Here is a 22,578-nt window from a genome sequence, read left to right as displayed (position 1 = left end):
GGGTCGTCAAAGGGCAGCGCAAAGGGGCAGTGTAGCCGAACGGCACACGCCTGTCCACCTCAGTCTCGCTGCATGCTCCACGTTGGTCGCAGCATCGCCCGTCGGCGGCGAAACGTCAAGCCCGGAAGCCGACATTTCCGCCGAGAAACAGCCCTGAAGCTGCGAGTTTTCCCGCCGGTTGACCTGCGCGCACCACCGGTTCCAGGACCCTACCCCGACCTGAAACGGCTGACACCAGCCACCCGTCAACTCGACCGCTGGCCGGCAACCGGCCGACGATCGACGCTGCCATGGTCGATCTACCCGCAGCCAAACCTTCTTCAAACACAGACTTTGCTAACAATTAGATAACGCGACCCGCCATACCCCCCGCCACCTGCGCGGAAGCGGGTCACCGGCCTCCGAGCGGAGGCGCGTCCCCGAGAAGCGTGGACAGCTCGGCGACCAGCCAGCGGGCCCCCACCCGGGCCATCACGAACCGGGCCCGGTTCTGGCTCACCTGCCGCCTGGGCTCCTTCTCCCCGGGGACGGTCTTCACCGTGCTCATGTTCACGAACAGCAGGACTTCTACCCGGTCCGGCCGGGCCGACTCCACCGCCGCTCCCGTGACCGTCGCCGACTGCACCGCGCGCTGGTGCCTGGCCGGCGGCCCCAGGGTGGTCAGCAGCCGCCTGTAGTGCCCGGTGAGCGCCCCTGTGGTGTATCCCCCGGCCCTCGCGAAGTCCTGCTCGATCGTGCGGTGGTCGTAGGACAGCATGTCCGGCGCGATCGCCCTGGCGACCGCCAGCGCCTCCTGTCCCGAGGCCTCGCGGGCGCGCAACCGGCTCAGATCCGCGAACATGACGGCGACCGCCCCGGCGAGCACCAGCGCCACCACGACCGGGACCCCGACGACCAGCGGGGAGAACCGCCTCACGGGACCAGTTCCGCCTTCGACACCAGCCAGGCTTGCCCGACCTTGGTGACCTCCATGCTCCACCGGTAGAACCGTTCCTGTGGAGCGTTCTCGCTGCCGTCCCACCTGACCACCGCGTCCCCGACCACCAGCACCCTGGCCTTGGCGCCCTCCAGCGAGACCAGCCCCACCGCGCGCAGGGCTCCGGTCTGCAGGATCCTGCCCGTGGTGGTGGTCTCCTTCAGCACCGCGGCGTTCCGGGCGTACTCGGCCCTCGCCTGCCCCGTGGAGGTGTCCAGGATGCGCCGGAGATCTGCGTCGACGGTCCGGTGGCCGACCGAGAGCAGGTTGACCGCGTGGGCCCCCGCCGCCCGCAGCGCCGCCTCACGGTCGTCGGCCGCCGCCTGGGCATCGCGCAGTTGCCCGCCCACCCAGAAGGCGGTCGCCGCGAGAGCGGCGATCAGCAGGCCCAGCAGCCAGGGCAGGAGTCTCCTCAGCACGGTTCGATCTTCCAGCTCGGCTGTCACCGTCACGGTCGATCGCCATCAACCATAGCGAACGCGGAGCGATCAGCACCGAGGGAACATCGAACTCATCGCACCCCGTCGAGATGTGCCGCGACGAGGCGGGGATACTCCTCCAGCCAGTTCCGGCCCCGCTCGTCCACGAAGGAGTTCGGCGGCGGGATGACCCCGTTGGCGGCCAGCCACTCGCCCGGCGGTCGCTGGGTACGGCGGAGCCGGTTCGAGCTCGGCATGAGCTGGGGCGGGATCGGCGGCAGCCCTCCCGGGTCGTGCCCCAGCTGCGCCTCGGCCTCCAGCTCGGAGATGTCCTTCTCCTCCGACATCCCGATCGGGCCGTGCCTGCGGGCGTTGAGGAACTGCCGCACCACCGGCTCGTCGCTGGAGAGCAGCATCTCGCGCGGCCCGAACATGACCAGCTCGCGCCGGAACAGCAGGCCGATGCTGTCGGGGACCGTCCGGGCCGTGTTGATGTCGTGCGTGACGATCAGGAACGTCGCCTCGATCTCCGCGTTGAGATCCACGATCAGCTGGTTCAGGTAGGCCGTGCGGACCGGGTCCAGCCCGGAGTCCGGCTCGTCGAACAGGATGATCTCGGGATCGAGCACCAGCGCCCTGGCCAGGCCCGCCCGCTTGCGCATGCCCCCGGAGATCTCCCCGGGCAGCTTGCCCTCCGCCCCGACCAGGCCGACGAGGTCCATCTTCTCCATCACGATCCGGCGGATCTCGGTCTCGCTCTTCCTGGTGTGCTCGCGCAGCGGGAAGGCCACGTTGTCGAAGAGGTTGAGCGAGCCGAACAGGGCCCCGTCCTGGAACAGCACCCCGAACAGTCTGCGCAGCTCGTAGAGCTTGTCCTCGCTGCAGTTGGCCAGGTCGTGGCCGTCGATCCAGATGTGGCCGCGCTCGGGCCGCAGCAGGCCCACCAAGGACTTGAGGAAGACCGACTTGCCGGTGCCCGACGGGCCGAGCAGGACCGAGATCTCACCGGCGGGCAGCGTCAGAGTGACGTCCTCCCAGATGACCTGCTTGCCAAACGACTTGGTCAGCCCCTCGACCACGACTTCGACGCCCACGTGCCGCCCTCCAGAAGACCGGTGCCCCCACGGTAGCGACGATCGTCCGGATTGGAAGGGGTTCCAATACGATCCGGCGATCGTTACGACACGGTTATAAGACTTAGCGTCCAACAACAATGGTGACGGGAGCGAGGAGGGCACAGCCCCTCCGGTACGGCTTCACGGCGAGGGCACGGCTTCGCGGAGAGCCGGAGGCGGTCCGCCCGTTCGGCGCGGCGCCGCGGAGAACACCCCGTACGGGACCGGCCCCGGCCTCGCACGGGCCCGGGAACACGAAAAGAGCGGGCCACCGGCACCTGGTGGACCCGCTCTTTCCGGTGAAACGAACTACTTGACGCTGACGGTGGCGCCGGCGGCCTCGAGGGCGGCCTTGGCCTTCTCCGCCTGCTCCTTGTTGACCTTGCCGTCGAAGACCGGCTTCGGAGCACCGTCGACCAGGTCCTTGGCCTCCTTGAGGCCCAGGCTCGTCAGGGCGCGGATCTCCTTGATGACCTGGATCTTCTTGTCGCCGGCGGCCTCGAGCACGACGTCGAACTCGTCCTGCTCCTCGGCCTCCTCAGCGGCGGCGGCGCCACCGGCGGCGGGGGCGGCGGCAACGGCGACCGGAGCGGCAGCCTTGACGTCGAAGGTCTCCTCGAAGAGCTTCACGAAGTCGGACAGCTCGAGGAGGGTCATCTCCTTGAAAGCGTCGAGCAGCTCGTCGGTGCTGAGCTTCGCCATGATTTCCTCCGTATGGATCTAACTAACTAAGAATTGGGACCGCGGTACGTATGCGCTAATCCCCTGCGACCGCTTGCGCGGACCTACTCGCCAGCCTCCGCGCGCTTGGCACGCAGAGCCTCGGCGAGCTGAGCCATGTTGGTGGGCAGCGCGTTGAAGACGGCGGCCGCGTGGCCCTGCTTCGCCTTCAGAGCGCCGGCCAGCTTCGCGAGGAGGACCTCGCGCGACTCGAGGTCGGCAAGCTTGCTGATCTCGGCCGAGGTCATCGCCTTACCGTCGACGACACCGCCCTTGATGACCAGGAGGGGATTGGCCTTGGCGAAGTCACGCAGACTCTTGGCAGCCTCGACCACGTCGCCGTTGACGAACGCGATCGCCGACGGACCCGCGAGCAGGTCGTCGAGCTGGTTGATCCCGGCCTCGTTGGCCGCGATCTTGGTCAGCGTGTTCTTCACCACGGCGAACTTCGCATTCTCACCGAGAGAAACGCGCAGCTGCTTGAGCTGAGCGACGGTGAGACCGCGGTACTCGGTCAGAACGGCAGCGTTGGAGCCTTCGAAGCTGCTCTTCAGCTCGGCTACAGCCGTTGCCTTTTCCGCCTTCGCCATGGGCCTCCTTCCAGATGTGCCGCCGGCAAAGGCCCATAAACGAGAACAAGCCCCGGCGCAGGCGCACGGGGCTCACATGAGGACCGCAGTCCAGATGAAAACTCACATCACACCTACGCGGGCCGTCCACTACGTGGATCCTTGGGTCGTCCAACCATGAGGCAGGACGACGACCGGCGGTCTTCGGCGTTGACAGCATACGGGCTGCCGCCGGACATGCCAAATCACTGTGTCTACGGCGACGCTGCGCGTCGCGGCTCCGGGGCTGGTAACCGGTGCCTTCCCTCGTCACTCATCCGCTGCGCTCCTTCGCTCCTCAGTCCAGCGCACCGGCGCCCCCTCGCAGGTCTACGGCGACGCTGCGCGTCGCGGCTCCGGGGCTGGTAACCGGTGCCTTCCCTCGTCACTCATCCGCTGCGCTCCTTCGCTCCTCAGTCCAGCGCACCGGCGCCCCTCGCGGGCCGCGGGCGTTCCCGGAGTGGTGCAGCGCCCCGGAACAGGCTGCGGCCCGCACCCCGCCGGACAGTCGGGGTGCGGGCCGCAGCCGGGAACTCAGTTGCCGCCGGGGTTCTCCGGCAGGTCGCCCACCTGGTCGGCGGGGGGAGCCGCGATCGTCACGGGCTCGTTGAAGCCCTTGAAGTGCACGGCCATCGTGAACGCGGTCCCCTGCTCGGAACCGCTCATCGTGACCTTGCGGGGCAGGCTCTGCCCGTCGGCCCACAGGTCGAACTTCACGTTCTTGGCGTGCGCGAACTGCTCCTGGAGCCGCTCCCGCTGGGTGGGGTCGAGCACCTGGGCGGCCTCGGCCACCGGGAAGGTGCCGCTGTAGTGGGTGGTGTCCACGCCACCGACCGTCTCGGTGCCGACCGCCTTGACGTCCTTCGACGCGGTCAGCAGCTTCACCGTCCCGGCCAGGTCGAACTGCTGGGCCTGGGCCATCAGCTCCCTGACCTCACCCTGTCCGCCGGTGTCCAGGTCGCCGACCGATACCTTGATCCACGGCTTGCTCACTCCGGCCAGCTGGGTGAGCAGCTCGGACTTCACGTAGGCCGTCTCGCCGACCAGAATCGCCCGCGCGCCACCGGGGACGTTCCGCCCGCCGAAGGAGATCACGTCCAGCGTGATGTCGGTCGCCAGCTCCGGCTTGCCCTGGTAGACCAGGCTGCCCTGGACCTTCCCCGAGTCCTGCGCGCCGCCCGTGACGTCGAGCACCACGTCCGCGGAGTAGGTGGTGACCTCCTCGGCCTTCTGGGCGCTCTCCTGGACCGCCTCGGCCGCCACCAGCTTCACGTTCCCCAGAGGCGCGGCGCTCTGCGCGCCGCATCCCGTGACCGCGACCAGCGCGGCCGCCCCCAGTACGAGTGCGGGAGCCATTCGGCGCATCCGTCTCACCCCTTCATATCCCCGGTCGGCCTTCTCTTCGAGACTATGCGTCGGGGAAACGGACCGCGTCGTCCGCAGGAACGAGAAAGGCCTCGACCGAATGGCCATTCGGTCGAGGCCTTCCTGCAGCGGACGTCTGAGAGATCAGGCGTCGAGCTCCGCGGTCATCGCCCGCGTCACGTTCGGGTCGACCGGGATGCCGGGGCCCATCGAGGTGGAGAAGGTGATCTTCTTCAGGTAACGGCCCTTGGCCGCCGACGGCTTGAGACGCAGCACCTCGTCCAGGGCGGCCGCGTAGTTCTCGACGAGCTGACGGTCGTCGAACGAGACCTTGCCGATGATGAAGTGCAGGTTCGCGTGCCGGTCGACACGGAACTCGATCTTGCCGCCCTTGATGTCGGTGACGGCCTTGCCGACCGCCGGGGTCACGGTGCCGGTCTTCGGGTTCGGCATCAGACCACGCGGGCCGAGCACGCGGCCCAGACGGCCGACCTTGCCCATGAGGTCCGGGGTGGCGACGACGGCGTCGAAGTCGAGGCGGCCCTTGGCGACCTCGTCGATCAGCTCGTCCGCTCCGACGATGTCGGCACCCGCGGCGCGGGCCTCCTCGGCACGGTCACCGGTCGCGAAGACCAGGACCCGGGCGGTCTTACCGGTGCCGTGCGGGAGGTTGACGGTGCCGCGGACCATCTGGTCCGCCTTGCGGGGGTCGACGCCCAGCCGCAGGGCGACCTCGACGGTCGCGTCGAACTTGGCGACGTTGGTCTCCTTGGCCAGCTTGGCGGCCTGGACCGGGCTGTAGAGGCTCTCGCGGTCGATCTTGGCCGCTGCGTTGCGGTGGCCCTTGCTGCGCTTCACTTGCTCACTCCTGTGGATCGAGTGTCCGTGGTACGGGCCGGCGCTGGCCCCTCCACTTACTTTTCGAGTTGTCGTGCCGGACGCCGGGAACGGCTAGTCGGCGATCGTGATGCCCATCGACCGGGCGGTGCCGGCGATGATCTTCTCGGCCGCCTCGATGTCGTTGGCGTTGAGGTCCTGCATCTTGGTCTCGGCGATCTGGCGCAGCTGCTCCTTGGTGAGCTTGCCGACCTTGTCCTTCTGCGGGACGGGCGAGCCCTTCGCCACACCGGCGGCCTTCTTGATCAGCTCAGGCGCCGGGGGCGTCTTCGTGATGAAGGTGAAGCTGCGGTCCTCGAAGATGGTGATCTCGACGGGGATGATGTTGCCGCGCTGGGCCTCGGTGGCAGCGTTGTACTGCTTGACGAAGTCCATGATGTTGACGCCGTGCGGACCGAGGGCGGTACCGACCGGCGGGGCGGGCGTGGCCTGGCCAGCGGGGAGCTGAACCTTGACCAGTGCCGCAACCTTCTTCTTAGGAGGCATGATTCTCTCCGGGTCCTATCGGTTGATGCGGCTCCCACGCAGACACGGGGAGCATGTCGGAAGGCCGCGCTTCGCGAAGCACGGCCACCGAACGTCTTAGTTTAGGCGACGGCGTCAGATCTTCGAGACCTGGTTGAACGACAGCTCGACCGGCGTCTCACGACCGAAGATCGACACCAGCACCTTGAGCTTCTGCGACTCGGCGCTGATCTCGCTGACCGTCGCGGGCAGCGTGGCGAAGGGGCCGTCCATGACCGTGACGGACTCGCCGACCTCGAAGTCGACGGTCGCGGCCGAGGCCTTGGCGGTCGTCTTCTTGGTCTCCTCGCTGGGCTCCGGGGCCAGCAGCTTGGCGACCTCGTCGATGCTCAGCGGGCTCGGCTTGTTCGACAGGCCGACGAAACCGGTCACGCCGGGGGTGTTGCGCACCGCGGACCAGGACTCGTCGGTCAGCTCCATGCGGACCAGCACGTAGCCGGGCAGCACCCGCTCCTTGACGAGCTGCCGCTTGCCGCTCTTCACCTCGGTCACGTGGTGCGTGGGCACCTCGACCTGGAAGATGTAGTCCTCCATGTTGAGGGACTGCGTGCGGGTCTCGATGTTGGCCTTCACGCGGTTCTCGTAACCGGCGTAGGAGTGGATGACGTACCACTCGCCGTACTGACCGCGCAGCTGGCGCTTGAACTCCTCGACCGGGTCGACGTCGGGAAGGACGTCGCCGTCCTCGTCGACGGCGCCGACCGGGGCCTCCTCGGTCTCGTCCTCGGCGTCCGCCTCACCGGACTCGTCGAACGAATCCTCCGCGGCCTCGGAGTCCGTCTCGTCGAACGAATCCTCCGCGGCCTCGGTGTCCTTCTCATCGGACTCGTCGAGCGAATCCCCCGCGGCGTCGATGGCCTCTTCCGGCTCGCCCTCCCACTCGTCGCGGGACTCGCCGGCCGGCTGTGAAGACTCGGACACGGTGGCTCTTTCTCTTTTCGTCGATGGGCTGACTGGTTGTGCGGAGGGAATGGGCCACGCGGCGGAGCGACCCGCCGGACGCCTGCTCAGGACCCGGTTCCGCCGAAGATCCTCAGCACGCCCTCGGTGAACAGCGCGTCGAGCCCAGCCACGATCCCGACCATGATCAGAACGAAGACCAGGACGACGATCGTGTAAGAGATGAGTTCCTTGCGCGTCGGCCAGATGACCTTGTGCAGCTCAGCGACAATCTGCCGATAGAAGAGGGCGGGAGAAGTGCGCTTAGTCTTCTTCTCACCGCTCGGCTTGTCTGCGGTTTCGCCGCGCGTGTCGATCGCCACAGTCCTCACCCGATCTGTCGTATCCAACGCATATCTGCGGCGCGCTAGACGCCCTGATGCGCGGACCGCTCCTCGCAGGGCACGAGGGACTCGAACCCCCAACCGCCGGTTTTGGAGACCGGTGCGCTACCAATTGCGCTAGTGCCCTAAGACATGAACCACCATACCTCGGTTGACCCGAAGTTTGTCCGTGACTCATCAGCCCGACCACCGATCACGCACTCGGCGATGAGGCCACGCCGGAGTCTACGCAGGAATGGCCGCCACGTCGAACCGAAAACCGATCATGCAGGTCACGCCTCTCCGAAGTCCTTGTACGGCGGGGCCCGCAGGCCGTACACGCCCCGTCCGGATGATGGATAAACACCGGAACGGGACGACGGGTCTGTAACCATGGAGGCATGACCCGTCCTCGCATCTCCGCGCGCATCTCCGCGATCTCCGAGTCCGCCACGCTCGCCGTGGACGCCAAGGCCAAGGCGATGAAGGCGGCGGGCCGCCCGGTCATCGGCTTCGGCGCCGGTGAGCCGGACTTCCCGACTCCGGACTACATCGTCGAAGCCGCCGTCGAGGCCTGCCGGAACCCCAGGTTCCACAAGTACACACCCGCCGGCGGGCTCCCCGAGCTCAAGCAGGCCGTCGCCGACAAGACGCTCCGCGACTCCGGCTACCAGGTGGACGCGGCCCAGGTGCTGATCACCAACGGCGGCAAGCAGGCGGTCTACCAGGCGTTCGCCACGCTGCTGGACCCGGGTGACGAGGTCCTGGTCGTCGCCCCCTACTGGACGACCTACCCCGAGGCGATCAAGCTGGCCGGCGGCGTCCAGGTCGACGTCGTGACCGACGAGACCACCGGCTACCTCGCGACCGTCGAGCAGCTCGAGGCCGCCCGCACCGAGCGCACGAAGGTCCTGCTGTTCGTCTCCCCGTCCAACCCGACCGGCGCCGTCTACAGCCCGGAGCAGGTCGAGGCGATCGGCCGCTGGGCCGCCGGGCACGACCTGTGGGTCGTCACCGACGAGATCTACGAGCACCTCACCTACGGCGATGCGAGCTTCGCGAGCATCGCCACCGCGGTCCCCGAGCTGGGCGACCGGGTCGTCATCCTGAACGGCGTCGCCAAGACCTACGCGATGACCGGCTGGCGGGTGGGCTGGCTGATCGGCCCGAAGGACGTCGTCAAGGCCGCGACCAACCTGCAGTCGCACGCCACCTCCAACGTCTCCAACGTCGCGCAGGCCGCCGCGCTGGCCGCCGTCACCGGCGACCTGTCGGCCGTGGCGCGGATGCGCGAGGCCTTCGACCGCCGCCGCCAGACCATGGTCCGCATGCTGAACGAGATCCCGGGCGTGCTCTGCCCCGAGCCGAAGGGCGCGTTCTACGCCTACCCCTCGGTCAAGGAGCTGCTGGGCAAGGACTTCGGCGGGCGGCGCCCGCAGACCTCCGCCGAGCTCGCCGAGATCATCCTTGAGGAGGCCGAGGTCGCGCTCGTCCCCGGCGAGGCCTTCGGCACCCCGGGCTACTTCCGCCTGTCCTACGCCCTCGGCGACGACGACCTCGCCGAGGGCGTCAACCGGGTCGCCAAGTTCCTGACCGGCGCGCGCTAGCCGTACCCGCCCCTGGCGAGGGGCGGGACCCGGCCCGCCCCGTGTGCGGAGCCCGTCGGCGGCGGTTCAGTCTTCGGGCTCCGGCTCGCCGGGGCCCTCGACGACGCCCTGGAGCGCGTACTCCACCGCGCCCCGCAGGCAGGTCGCGTGTCCCAGCTCGATGAGCCGCTCGTACTCCTTCTCGTCGGTACGGCCCCGCAGCCGCGCCTCGGACCGCTCCAGCATGTCCGCCAGCAGGGGTGAGCGGCTGACGAGCGTCCCCGCCCTCCTGCCGGCCGCGGCGGCGGCCAGCAGGACCGTGGCCAGCGCGTCGTCCCCGTCGTTCTCGGCGATCACCGCGAAGGTCTCGATCCCCTCCGTGAGGGAGATGCCGTCGTCGAACAGCCGGGCTCCGCGCAGGGCCTCCCGGGCGGAGGCGGCGGCCGCGGCGACGTTGCCCAGGAGGTGCTCGGCCTGGGCGAGGAGCAGGTCGAGGCGGGCGCGGGTCCAGTAGTCGCCGCAGGAGCCGCACAGCTCGCGTCCCTCGTGCAGGACGGAGACGGCCTCCTCATGCCGTTCGGCGAGCATCAGGACGGTGGCCACGACGATGTAGGTGGGCAGGAAGCCGGGGAAGACGTCGCCGGTCGAGCGGTGGCGGGTCCTGGCCTCCTTGATGAGCCGCATGGCCTCGCCCACGTCGCCCCTGGCCACGGCCATGTGGGCACGGAAGTGGCTGAGGTAGGCGGTGAGGTCCCAGTCTCCGGTGCTGATCTCGCACTCGGCGAGGGTGCGCTCGGCGTGGTCGAGGTCGCCGCGCTGGATCGACATCCAGGCATGCAGCCACAGCGCCTTGAGCCGCTCGGGACCGAGCTCGGTCTCCGCCTCCAGACCTCGCCGGAGCAGGTCGTCCCCGACGGTGTAGCGGCCGCAGCAGACCCACAGGAACCACAGGTGGGCGACGATCTCCAGGCCCTTGCGGCGGTCCGCGGGGGCGGCGTAGCAGTGGTCGACCGCCTGGCACAGGTTGTCGAGGTCGGGGACGAGCCTGCGGTACCAGACCAGGGGCTCGTTCCGCCACCCCTCGGCCGAGCGGACGGACAGGCCCAGGAAGAAGTCACGGTGGCGGTCGCGGGTCGCGCGGCCCTCGCCCAGCTCCTCCAGCCGGGCGGCGCCGAACCGGCGGACGGCACCGAGCAGGCGGTAGCGGATGCCGGGGCCGTCCTTCTCCTGGAAGAGGACGGATCTGTCGGTCAGGGCGAGCAGCGCGTCGAGGACCTGGCCGTCGGTGAGGTCGTCCGCGGCGCAGACGTACTGGGCGGCCTCGGCGTCGAAGCTCCCGGAGAAGACCGACATCCGTGCCCAGACGAGGCGTTCGGCGGCGTCGCACAGCTCGTGGCTGAGGGCGAACGCGTCGTGCAGGCCGACCGGATCCGCGGAGAGGCCGGCTGCGGCGGGGCCGGAGCCGGCCGCCGCGAGCTCGATCGCCAGCGGGAGGTTGTCGAGCCGCCGGCAGAGCTCCGCCGGATCGGCTGCGCCGAGCCTGTCCCCGGCGAGCGCGAGGAGCAGGTCCACGGCGTCGGCCACCGGCAGGGCGCCGACCGGGTAGACCTGCTCCCGCGGGAAGCCCAGCCGCTGTCTGCCGGTGGCCAGGACGCGCAGGCCGCCGACCGACCACAGGAGCCGGTCCACGAGGGTGCCGGCGGTCCCGGCGACCCGGTCGCATCCGTCCAGGACGACCAGCCCCGGGCTGGACATGAGCTCGTTGACCACGGACGCCATCACCGGAACGCCCGGGCGCCCGCGGGCGCCGATCGCGTCGGCGAGCATCCTGGTCAGGACGCGCAGGTCGTCGGGGGCCTCGGACAGGTCGAGGACGTGGACGTATCCCGGCGAGTCGCGCTCCAGGGTCTCGGCCAGGCGCAGCGCGAGGCGGCTCTTGCCCGCGCCGGCGGGGCCGGTCAGGGTGACATGGCGCGCTCTCCCGAGCAGGCTGCAGATGTCGGCCAGCTCCGTCTGCCTGCCGACGAAGACCTCTGCTCCCATAACGGCCCCGGCATCGTCATAACTGCGTCATAACCATTGGTGTACTCACGGTCGCACGGATGCACGTGCGCGCGGAACCCCGTCGGCGGATTTCCCCGAACGTTGACCGCTTTGCGCTTCTCGTCCCGCCCGCGCGGCCGGGGAACCGCGGCCTCCGTGCGCGGTTCCCCGGCCGCGCGGGCGGGTACGGCTCCCGGCTGCTCGGGGTGCGGGAGCCGTACCCGGGTCGCGGGGCGGCGGTCACTCCGTGGGGGCGAGACCTTCGATGATCTTCCTCATCTCCCTCTCCGCGCCGTCCTCGGTCAGCTTGGTGGCGTAGTCGGGGCTCAGCATGACCTCGACCGCCAGTCCCCGGCGCTCGGTCCAGACGGCGGTCGGGGTGCCGCTCTCCTCGATCCGGTCCGCCGCCTCGCCCGCCCGGACGATGTAGACCTGCTTGCCGTCGATCCCGACGGGCCGGGCGCCCTGCTCGCGGTAGCCCTTCATCCGCTTGGCGACCTGGGTCGCGGCGCCTCCGCGGTAGACGACGGCCTGCACGCTGTACATGCCCGGGTCCAGACCGGCCTCGACCCACCAGGTGCTGTAGCTGGTCGCACCGAAGCCGTCCTTGACCGACCCCTCGCCCCACTTCAGGCCCTCGGGCAGGTAGCCGAACTCGACGCCGCCGAACTTCCTGCCGTCGCCGAGGTCACCGAGGTCGTCCGGGATCTTCGGTGCCGCGTCCCCGGTGGACGGACCGTCGGTGGGAGCCGGGTTCAGCGACGGGTCGGGGATCGCGGCCGAGGTCAGCACGACGCCGTGCCCCGCCGGGACCCGCTGTCCCGCGGCGGGGTCCTGCGCCGCCACCCGGCCGCCGGCTCCCCCGTCGCCCTCGACCGTCGCCCCGAGCCCGGCCCGCTCCATCACGGCGACCGCCTCCTTCACCGGCATGCCGACGACCTTCGGGACCGCCACCTCCTGGAGCTGGGTGGCCCTCGCGTCGGCGGTGGGCCCGGCGGCCGGGCCGGGCGCGGCGGCCGGGCCCGCGTTCACCGCCAGGTAGACCGGGACCGCTCCGGCGACGGCGGCGGTGACCAGCGCGGCGCCCGCCGTGCGAAACCGGGTCCGGTGCGCGCGGTGGCGGCGGCGGATCGCCGCGCCCATCGACGGCGTGGCGCGAACGTCCGCGACGTGCGCCTCCATCGCGTCGGCCAGCTCGTCCTCAAGCCTCATCCCAGTGCTCCTTCCCGCGTGCCCATCCGCTCGCGGATCCTGGCCAGCCCCCGTGCGGCCTGGCTCTTCACGGTCCCCGCCGAGCAGCCCATGAGCGCGGCGGTCTCGTTCTCCGACAGGTCCTCCCAGTAGCGCAGCACCAGCACCGCGCGCATCCGCGCGGGCAGCCTCCGCAGCTCCGTCAGGAGCGTGTCGCGCAGCTCCACGTCCGGGGAGCCGGCCGGGGTGTCCGGCGGCCGGGCGAAGGTGATCTCCTGGATCACCCGCCGGCGGCGGGAGGCGCTGATCGCGGCGTTGACCACGACCCTGCGGGCGTAGGACTCGGGATTGTCGTGCCGGATTCGGCTCCAGTGCCGGTAGACCTTCTCCAGCGCGTGCTGCACCAGGTCCTCGGCGTCGTGCTGCGACGCGCCGCAGACCAGGATCGCGGTGCGCAGCAGCGCCGTACTGCGGGCGGCCAGGAACTCGTCGAAGGCCGCCTCATCTTCTTCCGTCATCAGCGGGTCCCCTTTCGCCCTCCCCAACGCACGGGGGCCGCGTCAGGTTGAGACGCGTCAGGTTGAGACCAAGAATCACCCCGGGACGGCGGTGGTACGGCACCATGTTGAAATGCCACGTCCCCTCAGCGAACTGCCCAAGGCCCACCTGCACCTGCACTTCACCGGTTCCATGAGACACACCACCCTCGTGGAGCTGGCCCGCGAGCAGGGTCTGCACCTTCCCGACGCGCTGGAGCAGGACTGGCCGCCCAAGCTGAGGGCCACCGACGAGCGGGGCTGGTTCCGGTTCCAGCGGCTGTACGACATCGCACGCTCGGTGCTGCGCCGTCCGGAGGACATCTACCGGCTGATGCGCGAGACCGCCGAGGACGAGGCGGCCGAGGGGTCGGCCTGGCTGGAGATCCAGGTGGACCCCTCGGGGTACGCCCAGCGGTTCGGCGGGCTCACGGCCACGATGGAGCTGATGCTGGACGCCGTGGACCGGGCGGCCGAGCACGCGGGGATCGGGATCGCCGTGGTGGTGGCCGCCAACCGGACCCGGCATCCGCTGGACGCCAGGACGCTGGCCCGCCTCGCCGTGCAGTACATGGACCGGGGCGTGGTCGGGTTCGGGCTCTCCAACGACGAGCGCCGGGGGCGGGCCCGTGACTTCGACCGTGCCTTCCGGATCGCCAGGGGAGCGGGGCTGCTGGCGGTTCCCCACGGCGGGGAACTGCTGGGTGCGGCGAGCGTGGCCGAGTGCGTGGAGGACCTGGGCGCGGACCGCCTGGGGCACGGGGTGCGGGCGGCGGAGTCGCCCCCGCTGATGGAGCTGCTGGCCGAGCGGCGGATCACGTGCGAGGTCTGCCCGATGTCGAACGTCGGGCTCGGGGTGGCCGAGCGGGCCGAGGACGTGCCGCTGCGGCGGCTGTTCGAGGCGGGGGTGCCGATCGCGCTGGGCGCCGACGACCCGCTGCTGTTCGGCTCGCGGCTGCTGGCCCAGTACGAGCTGGCCAGGCAGGTGTACGGCTTCCGCGACGCGGAGCTGGCCGAGCTGGCGCGGCAGTCGATCCGGGGGTCGGCGGCTCCGGAGACGGTGCGCAAGGACATGCTGCGGGGAGTCGACGACTGGCTGGCGGCGGCGGGCTGACCGGGCCCGCCGCGTGCGCCGTGCCGGGGCGGGCGGGGAGGTCAGCGGACCGAGCGGGCGATCTCCACGGCCCGGGTCGGGTCCGTGACGCCTTCCAGGCGCAGCCCGACCTGTCCCCGCTGCCAGATGAGGGTGGGCCCGGCGATCCGGGCCGCGACCGGCGGCCCGCCCCCGCGGGGCCGGTAGGACAGGCTGTGGTGCGCCGGGATCCACGATCCCGGGAAGCCGTCCACGTTGACCTCCTCGGGCCAGGGTGGGCCCAGCTCCTTGCGGAAGACCACCTGGAGGGCGCCGTCGTACTGGTCGAGCCTGACGCCGGGCCACAGCAGCGAGACGACCCTGCCGCCGTCGCTGACCCTGACCTCGTCGGGCTCGCCCAGCTCCGCGGGGACGGCGATCGGGAACGCGACCCGCTGGCGGGCCTCCTCCAGGCTGCTCCGCCCCTCGCGGGGCAGCGGGTGCGGTGTTCCGGACGGCAGCGGGCCGGGGTTCCCGATGCGCAGCTCGACCCCGGCGAACCTGAGGATCTCGACCACGGCGGTCCGCCCGACGGGGGTGGCGCCGAAGAACAGGGCGACGAGGGCGGCGGTCACCGCGACCGCGACGCGCCGCCGTACCCGGGAGCCGGGCGGCGTCCTGCGCGCCCCCCGCAGCCGCCACGGCGCCGGCAGGAGACTCCACGAGCGGTGGGGGTGCGGCGCGCCAGGCGCGTCCTGCGGAAGGTCCGGGGGGAGGTGACCGGACCCGGCGGGAAGGGCTTCGAGGCGGGCCCGTACGGCTCGCGCCACGTCGGCGGGGGCCGGGCAGGCCACCTCGACGGACTCGCCGAGCGCGAGGAGCCGGGACTCCAGCTCGTCAGGTGAGGTCACGGTCCGCCTCCTCACGCAGACGGGCCAGGCCGCGGGAGGTCCGCGACTTGACGGTGCCGACCGGGAGGTCGAGCACCTGGGCGGTCTCCGCCTCCGACAGCTGAAGGAAGTACCGGCAGACGACGGCGTGGCGTTCCCGTTCGGGAAGCGTACGCACCGCGTCGAGGAGGCGGGTCCGCCGGTCGACGGCGACGGCGACGTGCTCGGGGTCCCCGGCGCCGTCGGTCCCCTGCGGGGTGAGCCCGGTGAGCCGCACCGTGAGCTCGGCGCGGCGGCCCCGGGAGCGGGTGAGGTTGTGGGTCTCGTTGGCGACGATCCGCAGCAGCCAGGGGCGGAAGGGCGAGTCGCGGCGGAAGGTGGCCAGGTGGCGGTAGGCCTTGACGAACGCCTCCTGGACCACGTCCTCGGCCTCGTCGCCGGCGCCGAGCATCGCCGCGGTGCGGTGCGCGAGCGCGCTGTAGCGGGTGACCAGCGCCTCGTAGGCGGACAGGTCACCGGCCAGGGAGCGGGCGATCGCCTCGTCGTCGTCCGTCGGGACTCCTTCGGATGTCCCGACAGATTCCACCGCATCCCGGCGCCCAGCGGAAGCCCCGGAACCCTCCGGTTCCGGGCCGGGGTCGGCCGGAGCCGCGGCGGGGCGCCCCCCGGGAGCGGCGTCACACCGCTCCCGGGACGTCAGGCGAGCGCGTAGGCCACCGCGTCGTCGAGATCCTCGGCGCGTCCCTCGGCGAAGGCCACGTCGTAGGCCATGTCGCCGAGCAACTGCCGGGCGGTGCGCTCGGCCACGGTCCTCGGCTCGGACATGCCCTCCTGGCAGGGGCCGTGCATCCCGGAGGCGGTCCACAGCCGCATGGCCGCGCCCTGGAGCCGTGCCGTACGGCGCCCGTCGCCGCGAAGCGCGGCGATCACCGCGAGCTGGTCGAGGGCCAGCGCCGTCCCGGCGTGTTCGCGCAGGCGCCATTCGGCCTCGAGGGACCGCCTGGCGGCCCGTTCGGCCTCCTCCAGCCTGCCCAGGCCGAGCTGGGCGATGGACAGGACGTAGTCGCTGTAGGCGCGGGCCCAGCGCTCACCCCGGCCGTCGCAGAGGCGTTGTGTCTCCTCCAGCAAGCTGACGGCCCTGGCGAAATCCCCCTGGCAGGTGGCCGCCATGGCCACGGACACCAGGGCAAGCGGCTCGCTGACGGTCATTCAGTTCACGCTCCTTCCCTGATAGACATAACACCTGGCCAGGGTCACGGCCTGAATGGCACGGCGTTTCCGGGTATGGATTCTTCCTCCTCAAGAGGAAATCTGATCTCGTAATGAGGCCGAACTTCCTCCGCGCACGCCGAAGATCATAAGCAATCCTCATTTATCGCCCATAGGACCGAAATAGCGATAGATCCAGAAAAAAGGTGATCCAGTCACCTCGCGACCGGCGCTTCCCCGCACCCGGCCGATCGTCTTCTCCCGGCGTTCCCCGATGAAGATCGGGAAAGGTTCAGGGGACCGCCCGGGGGGAAGGGCTACTAGACTCGCCCTGTCCGTAACCGTGGCCGCCGCGCCACGGTTTTCTGCGAGCTGGACGGAACCGCATGTCTGGGTATGACCGCGTAGTGCAACCCGCGGCCGGTGACGAGGCCCTGGAGAACCACCTCGGTGGCGATGAGGCCAAGAACTACCGGCAGTACGAGTTCGACATGGTCGCCCCGCACGTGGGCCGCTCCCTGCTCGAGATCGGCTCGGGCCTGGGCCACTTCGCCGAGCAGTTCCGGCCCCGTCTGGACCGGCTGGTGGTCAGCGACTTCGACCCCTACTGCGTGGAGCAGCTGAACAAGCGCTTCGCCGGCCACGACGACGTCGACGTGCTGCAGTTCGGCCTGCCGACCGAGATCCCCATCGGGGAGAAGGTCGACACCGTCGTCATGATGAACGTCCTGGAGCACATCGAGGAGGACGTCGAGGCTCTGCGATCGCTCGCCGCGGTCACCCTCCCCGGCGGCCGGATCGTCATCTGGGTCCCCGGCTACATGCAGCTCTACGGGGACTTCGACCGCAAGGTCGGCCACGTGACCCGCTACACCCCCGCCACCCTGCGCAACACGGTCTCGAAGGCCGGGCTCGACATCGAGGTGCTCAAGCCGATCAACTTCCTCGGCGGCATCGCCTGGTGGGCCGCGGTCCGCCGCGGCGGCGTCGGCTACCCCGACCCCCGCCTGGTCAAGATCTACGACCGCACGGTCGTCCCGGCCACCCGCTTCATCGAGCGGTTCATCCGGCCCCCCTTCGGCCAGACCGTCTTCTGCGTGGCCCGCGTCCCGCAGCGGTAGCCGCCCGCGCCGGCAGGCCGCTTTCTCAGGGAATTCCCAGGATTCTCCCCTGATGATCCAAATCGTAGACGGTTATCTGATCTACACCTCTTCCCGAGAGGCACCCGTCTAAGGAGCATCATGAAGAGAAAACTGGCGATCGGCGCCGCGGCCATCACGGCGTCGATCATGCTGACCACCTCCGGCGCCTGGGCCACGGAGGCCACCGAGGCAGCCCCCGTCCCGGCCGGGGTGACCGCGATCGCGGACGAGCTGCTGAAGGCCGACTCCACGCTGCGCGGCCCCGGCCTGCGCAGCCACTACAACCTCTGGGTCGTCGGCCTCCGCGGACAGGCCACCGTCCGCGACAAGAAGACGTTCATCGACTACACCTGGCAGCGCGGCGTCATCACCGCCAAGGCCGACGGCCGGCTGACGGTGAAGAGCAAGGACGGCGTCTTCCGGAACTGGAACCTCGACCCGACGACCCGGATCCGCAGGCTCGGCGCGCCCGCGGACCTCTCGAAGCTGGTCGTCGGAGACGGCGTCTTCGTGATCGGAGTCCCGACCGTCACCGACCCCACGGCCGCCGCGGTGTTCGTGCCGCGTAACCGTGCCGTCCTGGAGCAGCCGGCCCCCACCACGACGCCGGGCAGCTGATCGGGGGGCGGTGGGGGCCCGCGGGATGCGCCGGGCCCCCACCGCTTCGCACGCCCCGGCGGGCGCGGGAGCACCGCCGGATGTGGGACATTCCAGGGGATGGATAAGGCAAGAGTTGAAACCCTGTGAGCTATATGTCCATTCTTGTCGTCGAGGACGACCCCGGTATCCGTGACATCGTCGAGGTCGCTCTGCGCTTCCACGGCTTCCTGGTGCGGAGCGTGACCACCTGCGAAGACGCCCTGGCCGAGGTGGACCGCGATCCGCCCGCCCTCGTCGTGCTCGACGTGATGCTGCCCGACGGCGACGGGTTCGAGGTGTGCCGCAGGATCCGCGCGGCGGGACGGCACACTCCCGTGATCTTCCTGACCGCCCGGGACACCACAGCCGACACCGTACGCGGCCTCGCTCTGGGCGGCGACGACTACATCACCAAGCCGTTCTCGGTCGAGGCACTCGTCGCCCGCATCCGGGCCGTCCTGCGCCGGGCCACCACGCCCTCCGTCGGGGAGCCCGATCGAACCGTCCTCCGGGTGGCGGACCTGGAGCTCGACGAAGGCCGGTGGGAGGTGCGGCGGGCCGGCGTCGCGGTGGACCTGTCCCCCACCGAGTTCCGGCTGCTCGCCTGCCTGATGGAGAACAGGGACCGGGTCCTGACCAAGCGCCAGTTGCTGGAGCTCGTCTGGGGCTACGGCGGTCCCACCCAGGTGGTCGAGACCTACATCTCCTACCTGCGCCGCAAGCTCGACCCGCTCGGTCCTCCGCTGATCCACACCCAGCGCGGGATCGGCTACACGCTGCGCCCGCCTCAGGTTCCCTGATGTCGCTGCGCGCCCGCCTGCTCACCGGCCTGCTGGCGGTGAGCACGACCCTGCTGCTGACCTTCTCCGGTGTGAGCGTGTTCGTCCTGCACGAGCACCTGCTCCAGCGGGTCGACGGGCAGCTCCGCGCGGCCACCGCGACCGCCGTCAGAAAGCTCGCGGCCGCCCCCGGCGGGGCGCTCTCGCAGACGCTGACCGGTTCCACCTACGCGGTCGCGGTGTTCCCCCTCTCGGGCCGGGCCCGGCTGGTCAACGGGGACGCCCCGGAGGCCGCCGTCGTGCCGCACCTGCTGGAGCGGCTGGGCACCGATCGGCTGAGGGGCTACGCGGCGACGCAGGAACGCTTCGATCTCGATCCGACAGGTGAGTACCGCCTGATGGCGCGGGTGGCCGAGGGCCGGCAGCACAAACGGCTGGTGATCGTAGCCGTGTCGATGGAGTCCGTCGACGCGCCGATTCGCCGCCTCGTCGCCGCCGAACTGCTCACCGGCGGCCTTCTCATCCTGCTGCTGGCACTCATCGGCCGCACGCTGATCAACCGGGGTCTGGCCCCGCTGGCGCAGATCGCCGGCACCGCCTACGCCATGGCCAGCGACGGCGACCTGTCCGTCCGCATGCCCGAGGGTCCATCGGAGGTCGGGAGGCTCGGGGCGGCCGTCAACCTGCTGCTCGAACGGATCGCGGGCGCCTTCCGGGACCGGCGGGCGTCGGAGGAGCGGGTCCGCCGCTTCGCCGCGGACGCCTCGCACGAGCTGCGGACCCCGTTGTCGACGATCCGGGGCTACGCCGAGCTCTACCGGACCGGCGCGCTGGGCGCCGGGGACCTGCCCCGGGTCATGGGCAGGATCGAGGACGAGGCGACCCGGATGGGAGAGCTGGTGGGGCAGATGCTGGAGCTGGCCCGCCTGGACCGCAGCGCGGGACTCCAGCCGGCCGAGACCGACCTGGCCGCGGTCGCGCGCGACGTGAGCGCGGACCACGCCGCGATCGAGCCGGACATGCCGGTCGTCGTCGACGTCCCCGACACGTTGACGGCCGTCGTGGACGAGGCGCGGATCCGCCAGGTGCTGGTCAATCTCCTGGCCAACGTGCGGGCGCACACCCCCAAAGGGACCGTCGCCGCCCTGCGGCTCGCGCGGTCCCCCGACGGGGGCGTCCTCATCGAGGTCCGCGACGACGGCCCGGGCATGTCCCGCGAGCAGGTGGTCCGGGCCTTCGACCGTTTCCACCGGGGCGGGGAGCGGGTGGCGGACGGCGCCGGCCTCGGGCTGTCGATCGTCAAGGCCATCACCGACGCGCACGGCGGCCGCTGCTGGATCACCTCGGCTCCCGGCGCGGGCACCGGCGTGCACGTGGCGCTCCCCGCCGTCCCGCGCCTTCTCGGATCTTTCCCGCAGGCGTAACGTCGGAGTCATCCGCGCCCGAGGAGGTCACGATGACCGATTACGCCAAGGCACGCGAGGTCGCCGAGCAGGCCCGTGAGAAGGAGTGGGCCAGGCCCAGCTTCGGCAGGCAACTGTTCCTCGGCGACTTCCGCCTCGACCTGGTCCATCCCGCGCCGGCCCTGGCGGACGCCGAGACCAAGAAGGGCGAGGAGTTCCTCCGCTCCCTTCGCAGGTTCCTGGACACCCGGGTGGACCCGGCGCTGATCGAGCGGACCGCGCAGATCCCGGACGAGGTGGTCAAGGGGCTCGCCGGGCTCGGCGCGTTCGGGATCACCATCGAGGAGGAGTACGGCGGGCTGGGGCTCAGCCACCTCTACTACGGCCGGGCCCTGATGCTCGCCGGCTCCTACTGCCCGGCGGTCAGCACCCTGCTCTCGGCGCACCAGTCGATCGGCGTGCCGCAGCCGCTGAAGCTGTTCGGCACCGAGGAGCAGAAGCGCGCCTTCCTGCCCCGGTGCGCGAAGGGCGAGATCTCCGCCTTCCTGCTGACCGAGCCCGATGTCGGCTCCGACCCCGCCCGGCTCGCCACCACGGCCGTCCGCGACGGCGACGACTACGTGCTCGACGGCGTGAAGCTCTGGACGACCAACGGGGTCGTGGCGGGCCTGCTGGTGGTGATGGCCCGCACGGGCAAGGGCATCTCCGCGTTCGTCGTCGAGGCCGGCAGCCCCGGGATCACCGTCGAGCGGCGCAACGCGTTCATGGGCCTGCGCGGCATCGAGAACGGGGTGACCAGGTTCCACCAGGTGCGCGTCCCGGCCGCCAACATGATCGGCCGCGAGGGCCAGGGGTTGAAGATCGCACTGACGACGCTGAACACCGGGCGGCTCTCGCTGCCCGCCTCGTGCGCGGGGAACGCCAAGTGGGCGGTGAAGATCGCCCGCGAGTGGGCCGTGGAGCGGGTGCAGTGGGGTCGCCCGGTCGGCGAGCACGAGGCGGTGGCCCGGAAGATCGCCTTCATCGCCGGCACGGCCTACGCCCTGGAGGCGGTGATGGACCTGTCCTGCCGCCTGGCCGACGACGAGAGCAACGACATCAGGATCGAGGCCGCCCTCGCCAAGCTGTACGCCTCGGAGATGGCCTGGAAGATCGCCGACGAGCTGGTCCAGATCCGGGGCGGGCGCGGTTACGAGACCGCCGAATCGCTGGCCGCCCGGGGCGAGCGCGGAGTCCCGGCCGAGCAGCTGCTCCGGGACGTGCGGATCAACCGGATCTTCGAGGGCTCCACGGAGATCATGCACCTGCTGATCGCGCGCGAGGCGGTGGACGCGCACCTGGCGGCGGCCGGGGACGTCATCGACCCCTCGGTGAAGGGCCGTGACAAGGCCCGCGCGGCCGCCCGGGCCGGCGGGTTCTACGCCCGCTGGCTGCCCACTCTGGTCACCGGGACGGGCAACCGGCCCGGCGCCTACGGCGAGTTCGGCCCGCTCGCCCGGCATCTGCGCTACGTGGAGCGGACCAGCCGCAAGCTCGCCCGGTCCATGTTCTACGGCATGTCCCGCTGGCAGGGGCGGCTGGAGCACAGGCAGGGCTTCCTGGGCCGGATCGTGGACATCGGCGCCGAGCTGTTCGCGATCACCGCGACGTGCGTGCGCGCCCACGAGGACGCCGCCGAGCTGGGGCACAAACCCGCCGAGCTGGCCGACACCTTCTGCCACCAGGCGCGGCTGCGCGCCGACGCGCTGTTCGACCGGCTCTGGGACAACACCGACGACCGGGACGTGCGGCTGGCGGGTTACCTGCTCCAGGGCCGTTACGGCTTCCTGGAGGAGGGGATCCTCGACGCCTCCGTCGAGGGCCCGTGGATCGCCGCGTCCGAGCCCGGCCCGTCGAGCGCCGAGAACGTGCACCGGCCGATCCGCTGACGTGCGGACGTGCGGGTACGGCGTGCGCCCCGCCGTACCCGCGCCCACGGCGCCGGTCCGGACGGCGCAGGCGGTGTCCGGACCGGATGGAGGAGGCGGGAAATCAAATGGCTTGCACGGCCCGGTGCCGGCGCCGTACCGTCGACCGCATGTGGATCAACTCCTAAGAGCAGGCGTCGATCAGCCCTGTGCTGATCCGCCCGCACTCAGCTTTCCGGCCCCGTTCCGTCTGACGCGGTAGCTGAGTTCTCCGGCACGGCCCTCCGCGGCGCC

At 70.7% G+C, this 22,578-nt stretch carries 23 protein-coding genes and 1 tRNA gene; 7 read left to right on the top strand and 17 right to left on the bottom strand.

The genetic code is table 11. The features are described 5' to 3' along the window. Positions 1-391: 391 nt before the first annotated feature. The 11 genes from HS041_RS08090 to HS041_RS08040 form a co-directional block, all read right to left on the bottom strand. Positions 392-916 carry a hypothetical protein gene (locus HS041_RS08090; RefSeq protein WP_196439859.1) on the bottom strand — a complete coding sequence of 175 codons (525 nt, stop codon included), beginning with the start codon at positions 914-916 and terminating at the stop codon, positions 392-394. Further along, on the bottom strand, positions 913-1,395 hold the full coding sequence (locus HS041_RS08085; protein ID WP_307845204.1) for an Rv1363c family protein: 483 nt from the start codon (positions 1,393-1,395) through the stop codon (positions 913-915). The genes HS041_RS08090 and HS041_RS08085 overlap by 4 nt, the downstream gene beginning before the upstream one ends. 92 nt (positions 1,396-1,487) lie before the next feature. Continuing rightward, on the bottom strand, positions 1,488-2,489 hold the full coding sequence (locus tag HS041_RS08080) for an ABC transporter ATP-binding protein (protein ID WP_196439858.1): 1,002 nt from the start codon (positions 2,487-2,489) through the stop codon (positions 1,488-1,490). A gap of 330 nt (positions 2,490-2,819) precedes the next feature. Continuing rightward, positions 2,820-3,212 carry a 50S ribosomal protein L7/L12 gene (gene rplL, locus HS041_RS08075; protein ID WP_196439857.1) on the bottom strand — a complete coding sequence of 131 codons (393 nt, stop codon included), beginning with the start codon at positions 3,210-3,212 and terminating at the stop codon, positions 2,820-2,822. A gap of 83 nt (positions 3,213-3,295) precedes the next feature. Next, a complete protein-coding gene (gene rplJ / locus HS041_RS08070) occupies positions 3,296-3,820 on the bottom strand; it encodes a 50S ribosomal protein L10 (protein ID WP_196439856.1) in 525 nt (174 codons plus the stop codon). A gap of 552 nt (positions 3,821-4,372) precedes the next feature. After that, positions 4,373-5,194 carry an SCO4651 family lipoprotein gene (locus tag HS041_RS08065; RefSeq protein WP_230878470.1) on the bottom strand — a complete coding sequence of 274 codons (822 nt, stop codon included), beginning with the start codon at positions 5,192-5,194 and terminating at the stop codon, positions 4,373-4,375. A gap of 153 nt (positions 5,195-5,347) precedes the next feature. After that, on the bottom strand, positions 5,348-6,061 hold the full coding sequence (rplA, locus tag HS041_RS08060; protein ID WP_196439854.1) for a 50S ribosomal protein L1: 714 nt from the start codon (positions 6,059-6,061) through the stop codon (positions 5,348-5,350). 93 nt (positions 6,062-6,154) lie between these two features. Beyond that, entirely contained in the window at positions 6,155-6,586 is a 432-nt protein-coding gene (gene rplK, locus HS041_RS08055; protein ID WP_196439853.1) for a 50S ribosomal protein L11, read from the bottom strand. Positions 6,587-6,700: 114 nt separating this feature from the next. Beyond that, positions 6,701-7,546 carry a transcription termination/antitermination protein NusG gene (nusG, locus tag HS041_RS08050; protein WP_196439852.1) on the bottom strand — a complete coding sequence of 282 codons (846 nt, stop codon included), beginning with the start codon at positions 7,544-7,546 and terminating at the stop codon, positions 6,701-6,703. An 86-nt stretch (positions 7,547-7,632) separates the two neighbouring features. Next, positions 7,633-7,887, bottom strand: a complete 255-nt coding sequence (secE, locus tag HS041_RS08045; protein WP_196439851.1) for a preprotein translocase subunit SecE — start codon at positions 7,885-7,887, stop codon at positions 7,633-7,635. A 75-nt stretch (positions 7,888-7,962) separates the two neighbouring features. Next, positions 7,963-8,035: transfer RNA gene (locus HS041_RS08040), tRNA-Trp, on the bottom strand. Positions 8,036-8,288: 253 nt separating this feature from the next. Here HS041_RS08040 and HS041_RS08035 point away from each other — a divergent pair. Next, positions 8,289-9,494: a pyridoxal phosphate-dependent aminotransferase gene (locus tag HS041_RS08035; protein ID WP_196439850.1), complete on the top strand. Its 1,206-nt coding sequence runs from the start codon at positions 8,289-8,291 to the stop codon at positions 9,492-9,494. Positions 9,495-9,560: 66 nt separating this feature from the next. Here the strand turns inward: HS041_RS08035 and HS041_RS08030 are convergent, their stop codons facing one another. The 3 genes from HS041_RS08030 to HS041_RS08020 form a co-directional block, all read right to left on the bottom strand. Next, complete coding sequence (locus HS041_RS08030; RefSeq protein ID WP_196439849.1) at positions 9,561-11,516, bottom strand: ATP-binding protein; 1,956 nt, start codon at positions 11,514-11,516, stop codon at positions 9,561-9,563. 240 nt (positions 11,517-11,756) lie between these two features. Next, a complete protein-coding gene (locus tag HS041_RS08025; RefSeq protein ID WP_196439848.1) occupies positions 11,757-12,728 on the bottom strand; it encodes a PASTA domain-containing protein in 972 nt (323 codons plus the stop codon). After that, entirely contained in the window at positions 12,725-13,225 is a 501-nt protein-coding gene (locus HS041_RS08020; RefSeq protein ID WP_196439847.1) for a SigE family RNA polymerase sigma factor, read from the bottom strand. Before HS041_RS08020 ends, HS041_RS08025 begins: the two co-directional genes overlap by 4 nt. Before the next feature lie 112 nt (positions 13,226-13,337). Here HS041_RS08020 and HS041_RS08015 point away from each other — a divergent pair, with 112 nt between their 5' ends. Beyond that, entirely contained in the window at positions 13,338-14,357 is a 1,020-nt protein-coding gene (locus tag HS041_RS08015; protein ID WP_196439846.1) for an adenosine deaminase, read from the top strand. 41 nt (positions 14,358-14,398) lie between these two features. Here HS041_RS08015 and HS041_RS08010 read toward each other — a convergent pair whose 3' ends face one another. The 3 genes from HS041_RS08010 to HS041_RS08000 all read right to left on the bottom strand — a co-directional run bounded on the left by HS041_RS08010 (position 14,399) and on the right by HS041_RS08000 (position 16,414). Next, positions 14,399-15,226: a hypothetical protein gene (locus HS041_RS08010; RefSeq protein ID WP_196439845.1), complete on the bottom strand. Its 828-nt coding sequence runs from the start codon at positions 15,224-15,226 to the stop codon at positions 14,399-14,401. Beyond that, positions 15,213-15,791: an RNA polymerase sigma factor gene (locus HS041_RS08005; protein ID WP_196439844.1), complete on the bottom strand. Its 579-nt coding sequence runs from the start codon at positions 15,789-15,791 to the stop codon at positions 15,213-15,215. The genes HS041_RS08010 and HS041_RS08005 overlap by 14 nt, the downstream gene beginning before the upstream one ends. 110 nt (positions 15,792-15,901) lie before the next feature. After that, complete coding sequence (locus HS041_RS08000; protein WP_196439843.1) at positions 15,902-16,414, bottom strand: hypothetical protein; 513 nt, start codon at positions 16,412-16,414, stop codon at positions 15,902-15,904. A 386-nt stretch (positions 16,415-16,800) separates the two neighbouring features. Here HS041_RS08000 and HS041_RS07995 point away from each other — a divergent pair, with 386 nt between their 5' ends. The 5 genes from HS041_RS07995 to HS041_RS07975 all read left to right on the top strand — a co-directional run bounded on the left by HS041_RS07995 (position 16,801) and on the right by HS041_RS07975 (position 22,305). Next, entirely contained in the window at positions 16,801-17,535 is a 735-nt protein-coding gene (locus tag HS041_RS07995) for a class I SAM-dependent methyltransferase (RefSeq protein ID WP_196439842.1), read from the top strand. A 120-nt stretch (positions 17,536-17,655) separates the two neighbouring features. Further along, positions 17,656-18,174, top strand: coding sequence for a hypothetical protein (locus HS041_RS07990; RefSeq protein WP_196439841.1), 519 nt, complete (start codon positions 17,656-17,658; stop codon positions 18,172-18,174). A gap of 134 nt (positions 18,175-18,308) precedes the next feature. Continuing rightward, positions 18,309-18,995: a response regulator transcription factor gene (locus HS041_RS07985; RefSeq protein WP_196439840.1), complete on the top strand. Its 687-nt coding sequence runs from the start codon at positions 18,309-18,311 to the stop codon at positions 18,993-18,995. After that, positions 18,995-20,398, top strand: a complete 1,404-nt coding sequence (locus HS041_RS07980) for a sensor histidine kinase (protein WP_196439839.1) — start codon at positions 18,995-18,997, stop codon at positions 20,396-20,398. The genes HS041_RS07985 and HS041_RS07980 overlap by 1 nt, the downstream gene beginning before the upstream one ends. A 32-nt stretch (positions 20,399-20,430) precedes the next feature. After that, on the top strand, positions 20,431-22,305 hold the full coding sequence (locus tag HS041_RS07975; RefSeq protein ID WP_196439838.1) for an acyl-CoA dehydrogenase family protein: 1,875 nt from the start codon (positions 20,431-20,433) through the stop codon (positions 22,303-22,305). Positions 22,306-22,578 lie beyond the last annotated feature (273 nt).

It is taken from the genome of Planomonospora sp. ID67723 (genome assembly GCF_015711605.1).
Taxonomy (GTDB): domain Bacteria; phylum Actinomycetota; class Actinomycetes; order Streptosporangiales; family Streptosporangiaceae; genus Planomonospora_A.
Note: the sequence above shows the minus strand (reverse complement) of the source record. Positions and strands in the feature narration are given on the sequence as shown.